This window comes from uncultured Gilvimarinus sp., from assembly GCF_963972205.1.
Lineage (GTDB): Bacteria > Pseudomonadota > Gammaproteobacteria > Pseudomonadales > Cellvibrionaceae > Gilvimarinus > Gilvimarinus japonicus.
Map to the genome: position 1 here is coordinate 633,344 of NZ_CAXAUC010000001.1, position 13,213 is coordinate 646,556.

Below are 13,213 nucleotides of genomic sequence, written 5' to 3' on the forward strand. Positions count from 1 at the left end.
CTTTTGGTTAATGTGCCCCAGCGGCCACCCGCTGAGTCAGTTCGTTAATGCGGCCTTGCGATCGGGCCATCTCGTTGGCGTGCGCTTGCGCTATTTGCAGCAGCTTCACGCTGTGGGCAAAGCGGCCGCTGTCTAGGCGTATCGCAAAACCCGCTTCTATTAAGGTGTTAAGTACCCGGTTAACCGTGGCGGGGCTTTCGCCCAAGGCTTTGGCCAGCTCGCCATTGCTTACGCCGGTTAGGCTGTGGCCCTTTAAAGCATCCAGTACGCGCAACACGCGGGTGCCGCTTTGGCTGGTTTTGCTGCGTGCGGCGGCGCTCATTGCTGCACCGCCTTGTTGTTAACCGTATTTCTCAGCAGGTGGCCGTTCTCGCTGCTTACACCCGCTGGCAGCTGGGTAATGCTGTTGCCGTTGCCAAGCCATGCGGCTAGCTGGTGCTCAATCTCGGCGCGCTCGGCGGCGCGGTGTTCGGGGCGTGTGTCGGCATTAATCATCTGAGCGATCTCCCAGTTCGAGTTGTGGTTGTTGGTGTTGCTGTACGTTGCCTCGGTGCCAGGCTAAATCCTGTATGCCCCGGCTTACGTCGGCGATGGTTTCGTCGGCTTCGGTATCGCCACGGTAAAAGCGCATCAGGCTGTTAACCGTGTCTAGCAAGGTTTGCTGCAGGTCGGGTATGTCGGTCTCTTTAAGGGCGCGGCCGGTGGGTACTTCAATCACCAAGCGGCCACCACGGGTCGCCAGCCAGCGCGATACAAAATCAATGCCGCAGGCCGCCTCAAAAGCCGGTATCAGCACCGCCGGCATACGGCTGGTCTGAAAGTACTTGTACAGAGTGAAGTGGTCGCTAAGGCCCATTACCTCGGCAATGCGCTCTACGCTGCGGTTGTGCACCTCGCGGGCGTGGTCTTTACACAGCTCCATCGCGTGGCGCAGGCTGCGCGGGCTAACCTTCTTCCAATTACGGCGTCTCACTGGAACCCCCAAAAATTCGGCTTTCCAAACAAAAATGGTTTTTGCATCTGTGCAAACTCGTTTCACCCTGCATAATGTTTCGTGTTAACTTTGACGACAGGAGCAGGAATATGGGTAATACAGTTAGTGCTGAAACGGCGGTGGTGTTGGCAGAGCTTCGAGATGCTAAAAGCAAACTGCTTACCATGGCCTTAATCAATCAAGAGATATCCGTTATGTTGGCGGCGGCTTTGTCGCATCACGGTCAAATTTATTCACATAAGCTATGCGAGAATCTTTTAGGCGTGGCCAGCGAGTTGGCAGAGAGTGACCATGCTTATGAGACGGCCCCAGAGATAGCTGAGGTATTTGCTGGTCGCTTGCAAGAGGTTTTGGGAAAAGCTGATTCCTCATGCGCCTAGCGGCCTCTAAGTGAGTCATGGTTTTTTTGCCCTGGGCCCGTGTGCTGGCCTTTACCAGCTCGGCGGACAAAGCTTGACCCATGGTTGGTGCATCCACTGGGAAGCCGTAATCGCCATAGCCCGGAAAGGTGATCGCTTGGCCGGCAAACTCGTTAACCAGCTTGGCGGCTTTTACGGGGCCTAGCTGCTCAACAAGGAGGCCAAAAAAACGGGTAAACGGTGTCATAATTGATCCCCTACGCTACGCGGCGGCTTGGTTGCTCAAGCGCCTTGGCTGGGTCTTTGGTGATGGTGCCGTCTTTCAGGCCGAGCTTTACGGCGATGTTATGTGCCTGACCGCGAATGCATTTTTTGCGGCCACCCAAAACCTCAAACACGAGGTTAGGTGAAAATTGATTGGCCACAGCCCACTGGGTAATAGAAACCCCGGCGGACTGTAGGGCTTCGCGTGCCTCTGCGGCGGTACGTAATGACATATTTGGCTCCTAAGGCTTACGCCTGTTGGTGTCTACTAAGTTGCTAACCGTGGGCGGTTGGTGTGAGTTAACTATAGGGGAACAATCGTTCCTCTGTCAAGATATTTGCGAGGAACAAACGTGCCTAATATGGGCGAACGCTTGAAAGAGGAGCGCGAGCGCTTAGGGTGGAGCCAACAAAAGCTGGCCGATACCTGCGGTGTGACTATGCGATCTCAGCGAAACTACGAGAAAAGTGAAAGGCACCCTGACGCCAACTACATTGCAGCGTTAGCCGCCGTTGGGCTCAATGTCATGTATATACTGACGGGAAAGCTAAGTTACGATCTGGCGCCTACAACAGAGCCATTATCGGTACGCGAGCGCCACTTACTGGACAACTACCGGGGCAGTAATGAGGAGGGACGCCGAGCCGTGGAGAGCACGGCGAGTGCTCTCGCGCACAGGGACAGTGCTAAACAAACAGGACGCGGCAAATGATGAATAACGACGGCAAGGGGCTGTTGTGACATATTATTAAAATTCTGCATATTAAGTTTTAACAACAAGGAGAGCCGATGAAAAAGCTACTGTGTATACCGTTATTAATGGCCGCGCCGGCTTTTGCCGACTATGTGTCACCGACGCAATATAAAGGGTGGTCGTGCCTAGAAATGAAGTATGAGCTGCAATACCAGCTTGAGCTTGGTTCAAAGCTATCTGGTGAAGCATTCGATGCTGGCATGAGCTTAGATAACGCGCCCACTGCTAAAAGAGCTGCCGATTATAAAGAGACGGTGCGCCAATCCAACGACGTTGATATGTCGCAGGTTGCACTTAAAGAAGCCATGCGCCGCGCTGGGTGCGAGGTCAAAGGTGCTAAAGCGCCGGTGGTACCAGAAGAATAAAAGCCGCTGCCCAGGCAATCCAATGCAAATCCCTGACTTCCCGCTCCATAGGGGCGTCGGTTGGGCAGCGGCTACCCCCAGTGTAGCCACCGCTATTCGGGTTGCATGTGGCAAATATCACCAGTTTTTGTAAGAGATGACTTACGGTAAATGACTAAATTACAAAAAATAAACACTTGGCTTGCTCTTCTCGTCGGCGTGCTCACCGCCCCGCCAGCGTTGTGGGGCTTTGTCGAGTGGTTAAATAAGAGCCTCGGGGTAGAGCTAAATTTATGGGAATACATAAAGGCCTACTACTCATTCATGTATGGCTGGTTGTTCATCTCATATAGCGTTCCTGCTTGGTGCTTCGTGGTGGCGTTCATCACAGCAGCTGCCGTGGCTTTTAGGTGGTTTCGTATAGAATATAAAAAAAGGAAAGTTAGTAAGCGCTGGAACGGTATAAACCAAGGACTAGAGCGGATGCTGGAGTCAGCGTCAAATAAACCAAGAGCTATAGACGTGCTGAATCGGCACCGGTCCATGATTTTTTTTGGCGCTAAATGGACATGGGAGTGGACGTATTCACCACCTCGAATAATGCATCTAAAGCCTTTTTGTACAAGGTGTGGTGAACAGTTAATTTTGCGCCCAGATGCAAACGACCCCGATCACAATTCTGAGCTAGTTTGTAATAGCGAGATTTGCGAAGGGTTTGTAGTCAATATTTTTGGTGGCTGGAGTGTCGAGCGTATAGAAAAGCAAATCAACAAAGACCTAGTGAGTAAAGCAATGCGAATGCTACACGATGCAAAGGTCGGTTAGTAACTGGGGCGGGGAATCTAAAACTCAAAAGGGAATAATTGCGACATGAAAAAAGATGCAGATTTAATAAGACGAATAGTTTTGAAAATGGCTTCCGATGAGCACAATGGAGCGCTAAAAGGGCTGGAAGGTGTAGACGCCGAAAAATTCGCGGACCACGCATTCTTGCTTGATGACGACGGATATGCGCTTACGAGAGACTTTAGCCCGACGGTTGGAAAGAGAGCGATTATTGAAAGGCTCACTAGCAAAGGACACGATTTTGCTGCTGAGCTAGAGGATGACACTCTATGGAATGAAGTAAAAGAAAAGGTTGTTAAACCCGGCAAAAACTGGTCTTTGGGTGTTCTGGCTGCTGTGCTTAAGGCTGCGGCTATTAAGCAAATTACGGGTTTCTGATATGGAAGGCCTATCTGTTTCAGCGGTCATTGGCGCTTGCTCGGCACTGGCGGGTGTTTTCCTGTCACAACTCTTTTCAATGCTGCAATCCAACGCCGAACGTAAAAACCAATACAAAGTTTTACAGCGGGAGAAGCTGGAGGAGTTGGCCGATCATCTTCAAAAAACGATTCTTTGGTTTGACGTGTGGCTTGGTCATGGGGAGTCGAAGAGTGTAAAACCTCATGCATCTTCCGGCGAGTCTCCGCGCTCAAGCGATGAGGCGCGTCGGGTTCATGTTTTATCGTTACTGTACTTCCCTCGTCTGAAACTCGAATCTCAACGTTTAATGAATGCACTTAATACCCTCTATTTTGGAGGTGTCACAGATGAAGAAATGGTGATGAAGGCCACTAATAAGTTTAGTGATTCCAAAGATGCTTTAGAGCGGCTCATCACCGAAGAGGCCGAGAAGCTAGGTTGATCTCGCTCGAGCTTCTTGCAGTATTAAGTCAGCTTTTGCTTTAAAGCTTTCAAATGATGTGCCTATTTTAATGCTGTGCTCCACGAGGTTTTTTAGGCGCTCCCACGCGTCTGGCTCTAAGAGCTTGTCAAGATCAAGGCTTGCAAACACATAGTCATATTTTGCCAACGCAGCTAATTCTTCTGCCTTGCGTTGCTTCTCTAGCGCCAGCGCGGCTCTATCACTTCTGCAAATATCCATCCCGGCATCGGGTGCAATACCTCCCTTAAGCACCACCCACACCGTCACACAGGGCACTAGGTTAATACACCACCGGCGGTTATAGCGTGAGTAATGCCCGCCGATCCAAAGGCTACCTGGCCGAAATAAAATACCTACCTTCATAGTTCACCTCCCATTTAAAGAGTCACCATGCTCGCGCCCACGCGTGCCCATGTAATTTGAAGCGCTTCAAATTACAACGCCAACCCCACTGGCTATTGTGGGGGCTCACGGTATTTATTGTTTTGCTGTTACCAACCGGAGCCCCGACATGGAACAACTCACCGCGCTGTTTACCCGCATTCGTCTGTTAGTGCCGCGCTTAACCACGTGGGTATTACTTACCGCTGCCTTGATTTTGGTGGTGTTTTTAACCGCACCGCACCAGCTTACTGTGGTGGTGTACAAGCTCGCTCTTGTGAGCTTAGCCGCCATTACTGGCTACTGGATCGACCGCCATTCATCCCCGTACGCCCGCCCTGATAGTTACTTGCGCGAGGATTGGCGCGTGTGGAAGGTGCCCCAAACCGGCCTGCCAAACGTTGTCGATTACCCCGTAATAACCGAATACCGCTGGGTGTTTGCCGCTGCCATGCTGCGCCGCGCCCTGATTATGACCGCCGTTATTTTGGCCATGGCGCTGGGGCTTTAGTGATGAATCACCCTCTCATGGAGCGAGCGCTAGGCCGTACGCCGCCCGAACGGCTGCGCTCTGATTTTCAGGCAGGGTCAGTGCCCTGCAGCGCAGGCGGCATTGCATCTATTGTAATTTTGGTGGGTGTAGCGCTGCTGATGTTAGCGCAGTGCCAGCCCGCAACAGCCTCCACCGTGAGCGCCCAAGAGCGCCCAACCCAGAGCGCCCCCGAGCGCCACAGGAACACCCTAGTGCGCGCCGCGCGCTTCGGCTTTGGCATGGATGCCCCTATTGCCACGCTAGCGGCTCAAGTACACCAAGAGAGCCGCTGGCAACCTAACGCAAAATCACCCGTAGGCGCGCAAGGCATCGCCCAGTTTATGCCTGCCACCGCCGATTGGATGGCCGAGCTTTACCCCAACACTCTTGGCCCTGCGCAGCCCTTTAATCCAGGCTGGGCGTTGCGGGCCATGGTGCAGTACGACAAATGGCTGTTGGCGCGGGTTAGCAGCCTCTGCGAGTGTGACCAATGGGCAATGGTGCTGGCCGCTTACAACGGCGGCTTAGGCTGGGTATATCGCGACAGCGATGCGGCGCGGGCTTTGGGTGCCCGTGAGCCACTCGCATGGCGCGACATAGAGCACAACAACGCGGGCCGAAGTGCGGCCAACTTTAAAGAGAACCGCCATTACGTCCGCGTTGTACTAACCCGCTTTGAGCCGCAATACAGCGGCTGGGGTCGTGGCGTCTGTGACGGGGTAACCCTATGACCAAGCTGCGTCTGTTTTTAATTGCCCTGGCATTAGCGGCCTTAATAGCCAGCCATACCTTTGCGTATTTTTGGGGTTACGAGCGTGGCGCCCACGCCGAGCAAACCGCCTGCCAAGCCGCGCAAATAGACCAACTGAACAACTTAATTACCGGCACGGCCGAGCTTACCCAGCAGGCCGGTGCGGCCAGTTTGGCGCTGGGCAAAAGCATTAACGCCCGCACAGCCGCCGATGCAAAAACAACACAGGAGATACGCCGTGCGCTGCAAGCCACTGCCCCTAAGCGCGTTACTTGCGTGTTTGACGATGGCGTCATGCGGATTATTGAGCAAGCCGCCAACGCCGCAGACCAAGCCGCTACCGGCGGCCTTAACGGTGATTTGCCCGCCGGTGGCGAGGCCGAGTGATAACTCGCAAGACGCGGCCGCCATCGCGCTTAAACAAATGTACGACCTATACGCGCTATGCGCAGGCCGCTTCTGGGAGCTAATTAATGAACACAACGGGCAAAACACTGCTAATTAAAAAGTGCAGCGATCCGCAGTACTGGTACGCGGATTTGGTCGGCACCCATGTGCCGTTTATACGTGAAGATGCTTTCGGTTACGTGAGCCGCGAGCCGGCGGGCTACACCAATTTTGTGCGGCGCGATGATGCGGTAATACAAAACAACGAGGGGGCAGCGTGCTGCAATTAGAAGCGTGGCAAGTAATCAGCATAGCGCTGACCGTCTGCGGTGGCCTATTAGCCGCCATTAAATTTTTGTTTTTACAGTTCAGCAAAACGCTGGATGAAAAGTTTGGCGCGTTTGATAAACGCTTTGGCACGCTAGAAGACGAGGCCAAGCAATGGCAACAAGTAGAGCGCGACCTACTTAAGCTTAAGGCCGATTTACCCCTGCATTATGTGCGCCGCGAGGATTACGTGCGCAACCAAACCGTTATCGAATCTAAGCTCGATGCGGTTGCCTTGAAGTTTGATAACTGGCAATTAAAAGAGGCCTCTAAACCATGAACGTTGATCACGCCAAGTCCCGCCGCGAATCTATGCGCTGGACGATTATGCTCACGCTTAACAACGCCCGGCCCGTATCTACCCACGAGAGCCTAGTGCTCGCCACCATTCAAGGCGTGTACCCCGATGCCACGCCAATGGAGGTACGCCGCGAGCTGGACTACCTAAACGATCGCTCGTTGCTGGTACTTAAAAAAGAGCCCAGCGGCGTGTGGTATGCCGACTTAACCAGCTTAGGCGTAGACGTGGCCGAGTACACAGTGGAATGCCACCCCGGCATTGCCCGCCCCACCAAATACTGGGCGGGGTGAGCTATGCCCCCGCGCAGCAAAGTGATGCAGCTACCCACAGAGGTAAAAAGCTGGCTGGATAGCGCCTTGGCCGAGAATAACTTCTCAGGCTACGAGGCGTTATCCGATGAGCTATCAGCCCGTGGCTTTGACATTAGCAAAAGCGCGCTTAACCGCTACGGCCAAGACTTTGAGGTGCGTTTGTCGGCACTCAAAATGGCCAGCGAGCAAGCCCGCGCCGTCGTCGATGCCGCCCCCGATGAAGAAGGCGCCGTTAACGAGGCACTAATGCGGCTGGTACAAGAGCATCTGTTTAAGCTGCTAATGAGCGATGAAGGCAAATTCGACTTACCCAAAATTGCCAAAGCCGTAGCCGAGCTAGGCCGCGCCAGCGTGACGCAAAAGAAATTCAGCATCGAGCAACGCAAAGCCATTGCTGAAGAGGCTCGCCTGCAGCAGCTCACCGAGCAAGAGGAGCGGCTGGAAGAACTACGCGGCACCGATGGCATGAGCGAGCAGCTTGAAAACCGCATTCGTAACGTACTGCTAGGCAAAGCATAATGAGCGATAAGCAAGGCAATTTAACGCCCACAAATACCCCGCGCAAAATCAACTTAGCCGAGGAGATGGAGCTGTACGGCGTAGTCGTGCCCGAGGATATCGCCGATGCGGTACCGGGCGGCGATGCCGTGTTTTTGCGGTACCAACAAAAGTGGTTTGAGGATGAAAGCCAGATCATGCTGGCCGAGAAATCCCGCCGTACCGGTTTAACCTGGGCCGAAGCTGGCCGCAACGTGATTAACGGCGCTAAGCCCCGCAAGCGTGGCGGCTGCAATACGTTTTACGTGGGCAGCAAGCAAGAGATGGCGCTGGAATACATCGCCGCCTGTGCCTTGTTTGCTAAAGCGTTTAATGAGCTGGCCGAGGCGGATGTTTACGAGCAAACCTTTTGGGACACCGGCAAAAAAGAAGAAATTCTCGCCTACATGATCCGCTTCCCTAAGAGCGGTTTTAAGATTCAGGCGCTAAGCTCACGCCCCAGCAACCTGCGTGGTTTGCAGGGCGACGTCGTGATCGATGAGGCGGCGTTCCACGAAAGCCTAGAAGAGCTGCTAAAGGCCGCGCTCGCTCTCACTATGTGGGGCAACAAAGTACGGCTGATTAGCACCCACAACGGCGTAGACAACGCCTTTAACACCTACATACAAGACTCCCGCGAGGGCCGCAAAGATTACAGCATTCACCGCATCACTTTGGACGATGCGATCGCACAGGGGCTGTATAAACGCATCTGCTACGTTACCGGCCAAACATGGTCACCTGAGGCTGAGGCCAAGTGGCGCAGCGACCTGTACAAAAACGCCCCCAACCAAGAAAGCGCCGATGAAGAGTACGGCTGCGTACCCAAAAAGAGCGGCGGCAACTACCTCTCGCGCGTGCTGGTTGAGGCTGCAATGGTGGCCGACCACAGCGTACCCATTTACCGCTATGAGGCCCCAGCGGATTTTGAAAGCTGGACAAGCCAGCAGCGCGAAGACGAGATCAGTAAGTGGTGCCTGGATAACCTGCTACCCGAGCTTAACGCGCTGAATAAAAACGACCGCCACGTGTTTGGTGAAGACTTTGCCCGGAGCGGCGATTTAACCGTGTTTGCCCCTTTGGCCATTAAACCCAACTTACGCAAGCGCACACCGTTTGTCGTAGAGCTGCGCAACCTGACTTACCAACAACAAGAACAAGTAATGAAGTTCATCATCAAGCGGCTGCCGCGCTTTGGCGGCGCCGCGTTTGATGCCACCGCCAACGGCGGCTACTTGGCCGAGCAAGCAGCATTAGAGTTTGGCACAGGCATGATTGACCAGGTGCAACTTAGCCAGGCGTGGTACGCCGAGTGGATGCCCAAACTTAAAGGCGAGTTTGAAGACTTTAACGTAGAGGTGCCTCGCCACCAGAACATCTTAGATGACTTGCTGCACATCAAGGTAGTTAACGGCATACCGTTGATTGATAAGGGCCGCACCAAAGATACCGAAACCGGCAAAGGCAAGGGCCGCCGCCACGGTGACTTTGCCGTGGCCTTGGCTATGGCCATCCGCGCGAGCTGGATGCAAAGCGGCGAGATAGATTGGCGGGCCGTGCCCAAGCACAGCCGAGGCTTTGATAACGCAGACGATCCTGATAACGACGACTTTTTAATACCGGAGCAAAGCGCATGGTAGATAGCCGCATAGTAGACGTAGACGGTAACCCGATACCTCTTAACGACATTAAAACCGCGCAAACCGCGCACGCGGTGGCGCTGCATAGAGAGTTTCAAGATCACCCATCCCGTGGGCTTACTCCCAGCAAGCTGGGCCAAATTTTAATAGCCGCCGAGCAAGGCGACATTATCGCCCAGTACGAACTGTTTGAAGACATGGAAGAAAAAGACGCCCACATCATGAGCGAAATGGGCAAGCGCCGGCGCGCGGTATCGGGCCTAGATTGGCGCATCGACCCACCGCGCAACGCCACCGCCAAAGAGCGCGATGCCGCCATGGCCGTGCGTGAGATTTTAGATGGGCTGGAGGATATCGAAGACATTATTTTTGATACCACCGACGCTATCGGTAAAGGCTTTGCTTGCCAAGAGTACGGCGGCTGGCACCGGGTAGATGGCGACTGGTTGCCTATTAACGTGCAACACCGCCCGCAAACATGGTTTCAGCTCGTGCGCGGTTTTGAGCAAAGCATCCACCTGCGCGGCGCGGGTAATGGCGAACCACTAAAACCCTTTGGCTGGATCGTGCACACCCACAAAGCCAAAAGCGGCTGGCTTGAGCGCTCGGCATTGTTCCGCGTGCTCACGTGGCCGTACCTGTTTAAAAACTACAGCGTGGGCGACCTTGCCGAGTTTTTAGAGATTTACGGCATACCCTTGCGCCTGGGTAAATACCCCAGCGGCGCGACTGAATCCGAAAAGATCACCCTGATGCGCGCGCTGGCACAAATTGGCCACAACGCGGCGGGCATTATCCCGTTGGGCATGGAGATCGAATTTGAGAACGCGGCCCAAGGTGACCCTAAAGCCTTTGAGCTAATGATGAGCTGGTGCGACAAGGCCCAGAGTAAAGCCATTTTGGGCGGCACGCTTACCAGCCAGGCCGATGGCAAAACCAGCACGAATGCTTTGGGCACCGTGCACGATGATGTACGCAAAGAACTGCGCGATGGTGATGCCAAACAAATAGCGAAAACCCTAAGCCGCGATTTAATTTACCCCATTGCTGTGCTCAATGGTTTAGTTGATAACTGGCGCCGCTGCCCGCGCTTGGTGTTTGACACCAACGAGCCCGAAGACATGGTCGCCTTTGCTAACGCGGCGCCCAAGCTGTTAAACATGGGGATGCGTATCGACCGCCAATGGGCACAAGAGCGCGTGGGCATACCCGAGCCAGAAGACGGTGCCGAGCTGCTCGCCCCGATCGCTAAGCAGGCCGTACAACAAAACCGGCAAGAGCAACAAGCCGCCGCCAGCGCCCAGTTAAACGTACCGGCCCCAGCGCCCGAGCAAATGCAAGCGCAAGCGCGCAACAACAGCGAGCCGGCCAGTAATGCCTGGATAAACCAAGTGCGCGAGCTGATGGATGAAGTAGACAGCCTGGACGAGCTGCGCGATAAGCTGCTAACGCTGTACCCCAACATGAGCTTGGACGATTACGCCAATGCCTTAACCGAAGCCACACTGGCCGCCGAGCTTGCCGGCATGAATGACGTAAGCGAGGAGCGCACGTAATGCCAGCGGCCACTTACGGCTCGGTACCCTTTAGCGAGCAAATAGAATTTTTTAAGCGCAAGCTAAACATACCTACCCGCGGCTGGACCGACATTTACGGCCGCCACCACGACTACGCGTTTATGGTGGCCGGTGCCAACCGCGATGCATTGCTGGGCGACTTTCGTACCGCCGTAGAAAAAGCCATTGCCGATGGCGGAACGCTTGAGCAGTTTCGTACAGACTTTGACGATATCGTGGCGCGCCATGGGTGGGACTATAACGGCGGCCGCAACTGGCGCACCCGCGTGATATACGAGACAAACTTATTTAGCAGCTACAGCGCCGGACGTTACGAGCAGCTGCAACAGTTTGAATACTGGCGCTACCGCCACAGCGATGCAGTAGAAACCCCGCGCCCGCAACACCAGGCGTGGGATGGCATGGTACTGCGCCGTGACGACCCTTGGTGGACAACGCACTTCCCGATAAACGCGTGGGGCTGCCAGTGCTACGTAGAGGGCTTAACAGAAGACGATTTAACCGACGAGGGCATTACCGTTGACCAGGCACCGGAGGTAAATATGGTGACCCACGTTATCGGTAAACGCAGCCCCAACGGCCCGCGCACCGTGCAAGTGCCCGAGGGCATAGACCCCGGCTTTGAGCACGCACCGGGGCGCAGTCGCTTACAAAGCCAAATACCACCCGAGAAACCAACACCGCCGATTGCCGGCTCGACCGGTGGCCGTGGCTTACCCAATGCCCGCCCGAGCGATGCGCTGCAAACACCGCGAGCTTTGCCGGACGCTATGCGTTTACCCAAAGACGGCGGCGAGGATTTTTACGCACGTAACTTTTTAGAGCCCTTTGGGGCAACGCTCACAGAGCCGGCCATTTTTAAAGATGTGCTGGGTGAGCGTTTGGTGATTGGCGCAGACTTGTTTCGCACCAAACGTAACGGCGCACTTAAAGCCGATAAAAACGGCCGAGGCCAATACATGCGTGTGCTGGCGGCGGGCGTTATTGACCCGGATGAAATTTGGGTAAGAATGGAATACCACGAGGCACTTAAAAAAACCGTTGTGCGCCGGCGCTACATTGCCCGCTTTACCTTGCCCGGTGAGCAAGTGCCCGTGTTAGCTGTGTACGAGCTTGGGCCTGATGGCTGGACGGGCGTAACGGTGTTTAAGTCAGAGGCGGATATAAACGATATGCGGGTAGGTGTAAGGCTATACCAAAGAAAGTGAACCCCACGGCCCGGCTACCGTGGGCACCCCGCACACCTGGTGGCCTTAACAGCCGGAGGCAGCACATGCGACGGAACGTACAACCAGTATAGGTACTATCATGGCAGGCGTAAAGGTAGAGATAACCAGCGACGTAGCGCCCAAGCTGCGCGGATTAATAGACGGCCTTGAACACCCCGCGCCGCTGTTTGGGCAAATTAACGAATACCTGTTACGCAGCACCCGTGCCCGGTTTAAAACGCAAACCTCACCCAGCGGTGTCCCTTGGGCGCCGCTATCGCCCGCCTACAAAAAGCGCAAACGCCGAAACAGTAACCGCATACTGGTACTGAATGGGTATTTGAGCGGAACCTTGCGCGGCCAGCACGATGACGAGGGCCTGGAGTTTGGTAGCGATCGTGTGTACGCCGCTATTCAGCAATTAGGCGGCACCATCAAGCGCAAGGCCAGTAAGCGCGATGTGTACTTTAAACAAAACCGCGATGGCAGCGTGGGTAACCGCTTTGTGAAAAAAAGCAAAAGCAACTTTGCCCAAAGCGTTAACGTGGGCAGCTACGAGATTAAAATACCCAGCCGGGAATTTTTGGGCACCAACGAGAAAGACGACAAACACATTATAAAATTAGCGCAACGCTTCTTAAAAAATACCATGCAGTAAAAGCGGCGATTTAAGCCGCTTACACCCCGCACTGGTCTATTCACCCGAGTTTTACCCCCGCCCACGTTTATAAACGTTTATGGAGGGGTTCACGCCGCTGCAAACCCCACAGCTCACACGCCCATTGCACAGACCGCTACCCACCCACCGCAAAAAGTGTTGAAGCGCTTCAACTGACC

At 54.4% G+C, this 13,213-nt stretch carries 22 protein-coding genes; 17 read left to right on the plus strand and 5 right to left on the minus strand.

The features are described 5' to 3' along the window. Nucleotides 1-7: 7 nt before the first annotated feature. Genes AACY82_RS02710 through AACY82_RS02720 form a run of 3 tightly spaced genes read right to left on the minus strand, consistent with a single transcriptional unit; the run spans nucleotide 8 to nucleotide 973 of the window. Nucleotides 8-322, minus strand: a complete 315-nt coding sequence (locus tag AACY82_RS02710) for a helix-turn-helix domain-containing protein (RefSeq protein WP_339615217.1) — start codon at nucleotides 320-322, stop codon at nucleotides 8-10. After that, complete coding sequence (locus AACY82_RS02715) at nucleotides 319-495, minus strand: hypothetical protein (RefSeq protein ID WP_339615218.1); 177 nt, start codon at nucleotides 493-495, stop codon at nucleotides 319-321. Before AACY82_RS02715 ends, AACY82_RS02710 begins: the two co-directional genes overlap by 4 nt. Beyond that, nucleotides 488-973, minus strand: coding sequence for a hypothetical protein (locus AACY82_RS02720; RefSeq protein ID WP_339615219.1), 486 nt, complete (start codon nucleotides 971-973; stop codon nucleotides 488-490). The genes AACY82_RS02715 and AACY82_RS02720 overlap by 8 nt, the downstream gene beginning before the upstream one ends. A gap of 110 nt (nucleotides 974-1,083) precedes the next feature. Here AACY82_RS02720 and AACY82_RS02725 point away from each other — a divergent pair, with 110 nt between their 5' ends. Continuing rightward, on the plus strand, nucleotides 1,084-1,374 hold the full coding sequence (locus tag AACY82_RS02725; RefSeq protein ID WP_339615220.1) for a hypothetical protein: 291 nt from the start codon (nucleotides 1,084-1,086) through the stop codon (nucleotides 1,372-1,374). Nucleotides 1,375-1,610: 236 nt separating this feature from the next. Here AACY82_RS02725 and AACY82_RS02730 read toward each other — a convergent pair whose 3' ends face one another. Further along, a complete protein-coding gene (locus AACY82_RS02730) occupies nucleotides 1,611-1,850 on the minus strand; it encodes a DNA-binding protein (protein WP_339615221.1) in 240 nt (79 codons plus the stop codon). Between the two features lie 129 nt (nucleotides 1,851-1,979). Between AACY82_RS02730 and AACY82_RS02735 the strand changes: the two genes are divergently transcribed. The 5 genes from AACY82_RS02735 to AACY82_RS02755 all read left to right on the plus strand — a co-directional run bounded on the left by AACY82_RS02735 (nucleotide 1,980) and on the right by AACY82_RS02755 (nucleotide 4,403). Then, nucleotides 1,980-2,330 (plus strand): helix-turn-helix transcriptional regulator, encoded by a 351-nt coding sequence (locus tag AACY82_RS02735; protein WP_339615222.1) that lies wholly within the window; start codon nucleotides 1,980-1,982, stop codon nucleotides 2,328-2,330. A gap of 77 nt (nucleotides 2,331-2,407) precedes the next feature. Continuing rightward, a complete protein-coding gene (locus tag AACY82_RS02740) occupies nucleotides 2,408-2,737 on the plus strand; it encodes a hypothetical protein (protein ID WP_339615223.1) in 330 nt (109 codons plus the stop codon). A 150-nt stretch (nucleotides 2,738-2,887) separates the two neighbouring features. Continuing rightward, nucleotides 2,888-3,541, plus strand: coding sequence for a hypothetical protein (locus tag AACY82_RS02745; RefSeq protein WP_339615224.1), 654 nt, complete (start codon nucleotides 2,888-2,890; stop codon nucleotides 3,539-3,541). 45 nt (nucleotides 3,542-3,586) lie between these two features. Then, complete coding sequence (locus AACY82_RS02750) at nucleotides 3,587-3,940, plus strand: DUF2513 domain-containing protein (protein WP_339615225.1); 354 nt, start codon at nucleotides 3,587-3,589, stop codon at nucleotides 3,938-3,940. Nucleotide 3,941: 1 nt separating this feature from the next. Next, a complete protein-coding gene (locus AACY82_RS02755) occupies nucleotides 3,942-4,403 on the plus strand; it encodes a hypothetical protein (RefSeq protein WP_339615226.1) in 462 nt (153 codons plus the stop codon). Here AACY82_RS02755 and AACY82_RS02760 read toward each other — a convergent pair. Then, the gene (locus AACY82_RS02760) at nucleotides 4,395-4,787 is read right to left on the minus strand and encodes a hypothetical protein (protein WP_339615227.1); all 393 of its coding nucleotides are present in this window, start codon (nucleotides 4,785-4,787) and stop codon (nucleotides 4,395-4,397) included. The two genes, AACY82_RS02755 and AACY82_RS02760, sit on opposite strands and share 9 nt — an antisense overlap. A 148-nt stretch (nucleotides 4,788-4,935) precedes the next feature. Between AACY82_RS02760 and AACY82_RS02765 the strand changes: the two genes are divergently transcribed. From AACY82_RS02765 to AACY82_RS02815, 11 genes are all read left to right on the plus strand, one after another. Then, nucleotides 4,936-5,316 (plus strand): putative holin, encoded by a 381-nt coding sequence (locus AACY82_RS02765; protein WP_339615228.1) that lies wholly within the window; start codon nucleotides 4,936-4,938, stop codon nucleotides 5,314-5,316. Nucleotides 5,317-5,318: 2 nt separating this feature from the next. Next, nucleotides 5,319-6,068, plus strand: coding sequence for a lytic transglycosylase domain-containing protein (locus tag AACY82_RS02770; protein WP_339615229.1), 750 nt, complete (start codon nucleotides 5,319-5,321; stop codon nucleotides 6,066-6,068). Next, nucleotides 6,065-6,475, plus strand: coding sequence for a hypothetical protein (locus AACY82_RS02775; RefSeq protein WP_339615230.1), 411 nt, complete (start codon nucleotides 6,065-6,067; stop codon nucleotides 6,473-6,475). Before AACY82_RS02770 ends, AACY82_RS02775 begins: the two co-directional genes overlap by 4 nt. Nucleotides 6,476-6,561: 86 nt before the next feature. Beyond that, nucleotides 6,562-6,765 carry a hypothetical protein gene (locus AACY82_RS02780; protein ID WP_339615231.1) on the plus strand — a complete coding sequence of 68 codons (204 nt, stop codon included), beginning with the start codon at nucleotides 6,562-6,564 and terminating at the stop codon, nucleotides 6,763-6,765. Beyond that, entirely contained in the window at nucleotides 6,753-7,082 is a 330-nt protein-coding gene (locus AACY82_RS02785) for a hypothetical protein (RefSeq protein WP_339615232.1), read from the plus strand. The genes AACY82_RS02780 and AACY82_RS02785 overlap by 13 nt, the downstream gene beginning before the upstream one ends. Then, nucleotides 7,079-7,393 carry a hypothetical protein gene (locus AACY82_RS02790; RefSeq protein ID WP_339615233.1) on the plus strand — a complete coding sequence of 105 codons (315 nt, stop codon included), beginning with the start codon at nucleotides 7,079-7,081 and terminating at the stop codon, nucleotides 7,391-7,393. Before AACY82_RS02785 ends, AACY82_RS02790 begins: the two co-directional genes overlap by 4 nt. 3 nt (nucleotides 7,394-7,396) lie before the next feature. Continuing rightward, nucleotides 7,397-7,933: a DUF3486 family protein gene (locus AACY82_RS02795; protein WP_339615234.1), complete on the plus strand. Its 537-nt coding sequence runs from the start codon at nucleotides 7,397-7,399 to the stop codon at nucleotides 7,931-7,933. After that, nucleotides 7,933-9,591: a hypothetical protein gene (locus AACY82_RS02800; RefSeq protein WP_339615235.1), complete on the plus strand. Its 1,659-nt coding sequence runs from the start codon at nucleotides 7,933-7,935 to the stop codon at nucleotides 9,589-9,591. Before AACY82_RS02795 ends, AACY82_RS02800 begins: the two co-directional genes overlap by 1 nt. Further along, nucleotides 9,585-11,147: a DUF935 domain-containing protein gene (locus tag AACY82_RS02805; RefSeq protein WP_339615236.1), complete on the plus strand. Its 1,563-nt coding sequence runs from the start codon at nucleotides 9,585-9,587 to the stop codon at nucleotides 11,145-11,147. The genes AACY82_RS02800 and AACY82_RS02805 overlap by 7 nt, the downstream gene beginning before the upstream one ends. After that, complete coding sequence (locus AACY82_RS02810) at nucleotides 11,147-12,376, plus strand: PBECR2 nuclease fold domain-containing protein (protein ID WP_339615237.1); 1,230 nt, start codon at nucleotides 11,147-11,149, stop codon at nucleotides 12,374-12,376. The genes AACY82_RS02805 and AACY82_RS02810 overlap by 1 nt, the downstream gene beginning before the upstream one ends. A 100-nt stretch (nucleotides 12,377-12,476) precedes the next feature. Further along, on the plus strand, nucleotides 12,477-13,034 hold the full coding sequence (locus tag AACY82_RS02815) for a phage virion morphogenesis protein (protein ID WP_339615238.1): 558 nt from the start codon (nucleotides 12,477-12,479) through the stop codon (nucleotides 13,032-13,034). Nucleotides 13,035-13,213 lie beyond the last annotated feature (179 nt).

Excerpts from the sequence above, each read along its gene's own strand:
- AACY82_RS02710 (WP_339615217.1), bottom strand. The coding sequence starts at position 322 with ATGAGCGCCGCCGCACGCAGCAAAACCAGCCAAAGCGGCACCCGCGTG.
- AACY82_RS02715 (WP_339615218.1), bottom strand. The coding sequence starts at position 495 with ATGATTAATGCCGACACACGCCCCGAACACCGCGCCGCCGAGCGCGCC.
- AACY82_RS02725 (WP_339615220.1), top strand. The coding sequence starts at position 1,084 with ATGGGTAATACAGTTAGTGCTGAAACGGCGGTGGTGTTGGCAGAGCTT.
- AACY82_RS02730 (WP_339615221.1), bottom strand. The coding sequence starts at position 1,850 with ATGTCATTACGTACCGCCGCAGAGGCACGCGAAGCCCTACAGTCCGCC.
- AACY82_RS02735 (WP_339615222.1), top strand. The coding sequence starts at position 1,980 with ATGGGCGAACGCTTGAAAGAGGAGCGCGAGCGCTTAGGGTGGAGCCAA.
- AACY82_RS02740 (WP_339615223.1), top strand. The coding sequence starts at position 2,408 with ATGAAAAAGCTACTGTGTATACCGTTATTAATGGCCGCGCCGGCTTTT.
- AACY82_RS02745 (WP_339615224.1), top strand. The coding sequence starts at position 2,888 with ATGACTAAATTACAAAAAATAAACACTTGGCTTGCTCTTCTCGTCGGC.
- AACY82_RS02750 (WP_339615225.1), top strand. The coding sequence starts at position 3,587 with ATGAAAAAAGATGCAGATTTAATAAGACGAATAGTTTTGAAAATGGCT.
- AACY82_RS02755 (WP_339615226.1), top strand. The coding sequence starts at position 3,942 with ATGGAAGGCCTATCTGTTTCAGCGGTCATTGGCGCTTGCTCGGCACTG.
- AACY82_RS02760 (WP_339615227.1), bottom strand. The coding sequence starts at position 4,787 with ATGAAGGTAGGTATTTTATTTCGGCCAGGTAGCCTTTGGATCGGCGGG.
- AACY82_RS02765 (WP_339615228.1), top strand. The coding sequence starts at position 4,936 with ATGGAACAACTCACCGCGCTGTTTACCCGCATTCGTCTGTTAGTGCCG.
- AACY82_RS02770 (WP_339615229.1), top strand. The coding sequence starts at position 5,319 with ATGAATCACCCTCTCATGGAGCGAGCGCTAGGCCGTACGCCGCCCGAA.
- AACY82_RS02775 (WP_339615230.1), top strand. The coding sequence starts at position 6,065 with ATGACCAAGCTGCGTCTGTTTTTAATTGCCCTGGCATTAGCGGCCTTA.
- AACY82_RS02780 (WP_339615231.1), top strand. The coding sequence starts at position 6,562 with ATGAACACAACGGGCAAAACACTGCTAATTAAAAAGTGCAGCGATCCG.
- AACY82_RS02790 (WP_339615233.1), top strand. The coding sequence starts at position 7,079 with ATGAACGTTGATCACGCCAAGTCCCGCCGCGAATCTATGCGCTGGACG.
- AACY82_RS02795 (WP_339615234.1), top strand. The coding sequence starts at position 7,397 with ATGCCCCCGCGCAGCAAAGTGATGCAGCTACCCACAGAGGTAAAAAGC.
- AACY82_RS02800 (WP_339615235.1), top strand. The coding sequence starts at position 7,933 with ATGAGCGATAAGCAAGGCAATTTAACGCCCACAAATACCCCGCGCAAA.
- AACY82_RS02805 (WP_339615236.1), top strand. The coding sequence starts at position 9,585 with ATGGTAGATAGCCGCATAGTAGACGTAGACGGTAACCCGATACCTCTT.
- AACY82_RS02810 (WP_339615237.1), top strand. The coding sequence starts at position 11,147 with ATGCCAGCGGCCACTTACGGCTCGGTACCCTTTAGCGAGCAAATAGAA.
- AACY82_RS02815 (WP_339615238.1), top strand. The coding sequence starts at position 12,477 with ATGGCAGGCGTAAAGGTAGAGATAACCAGCGACGTAGCGCCCAAGCTG.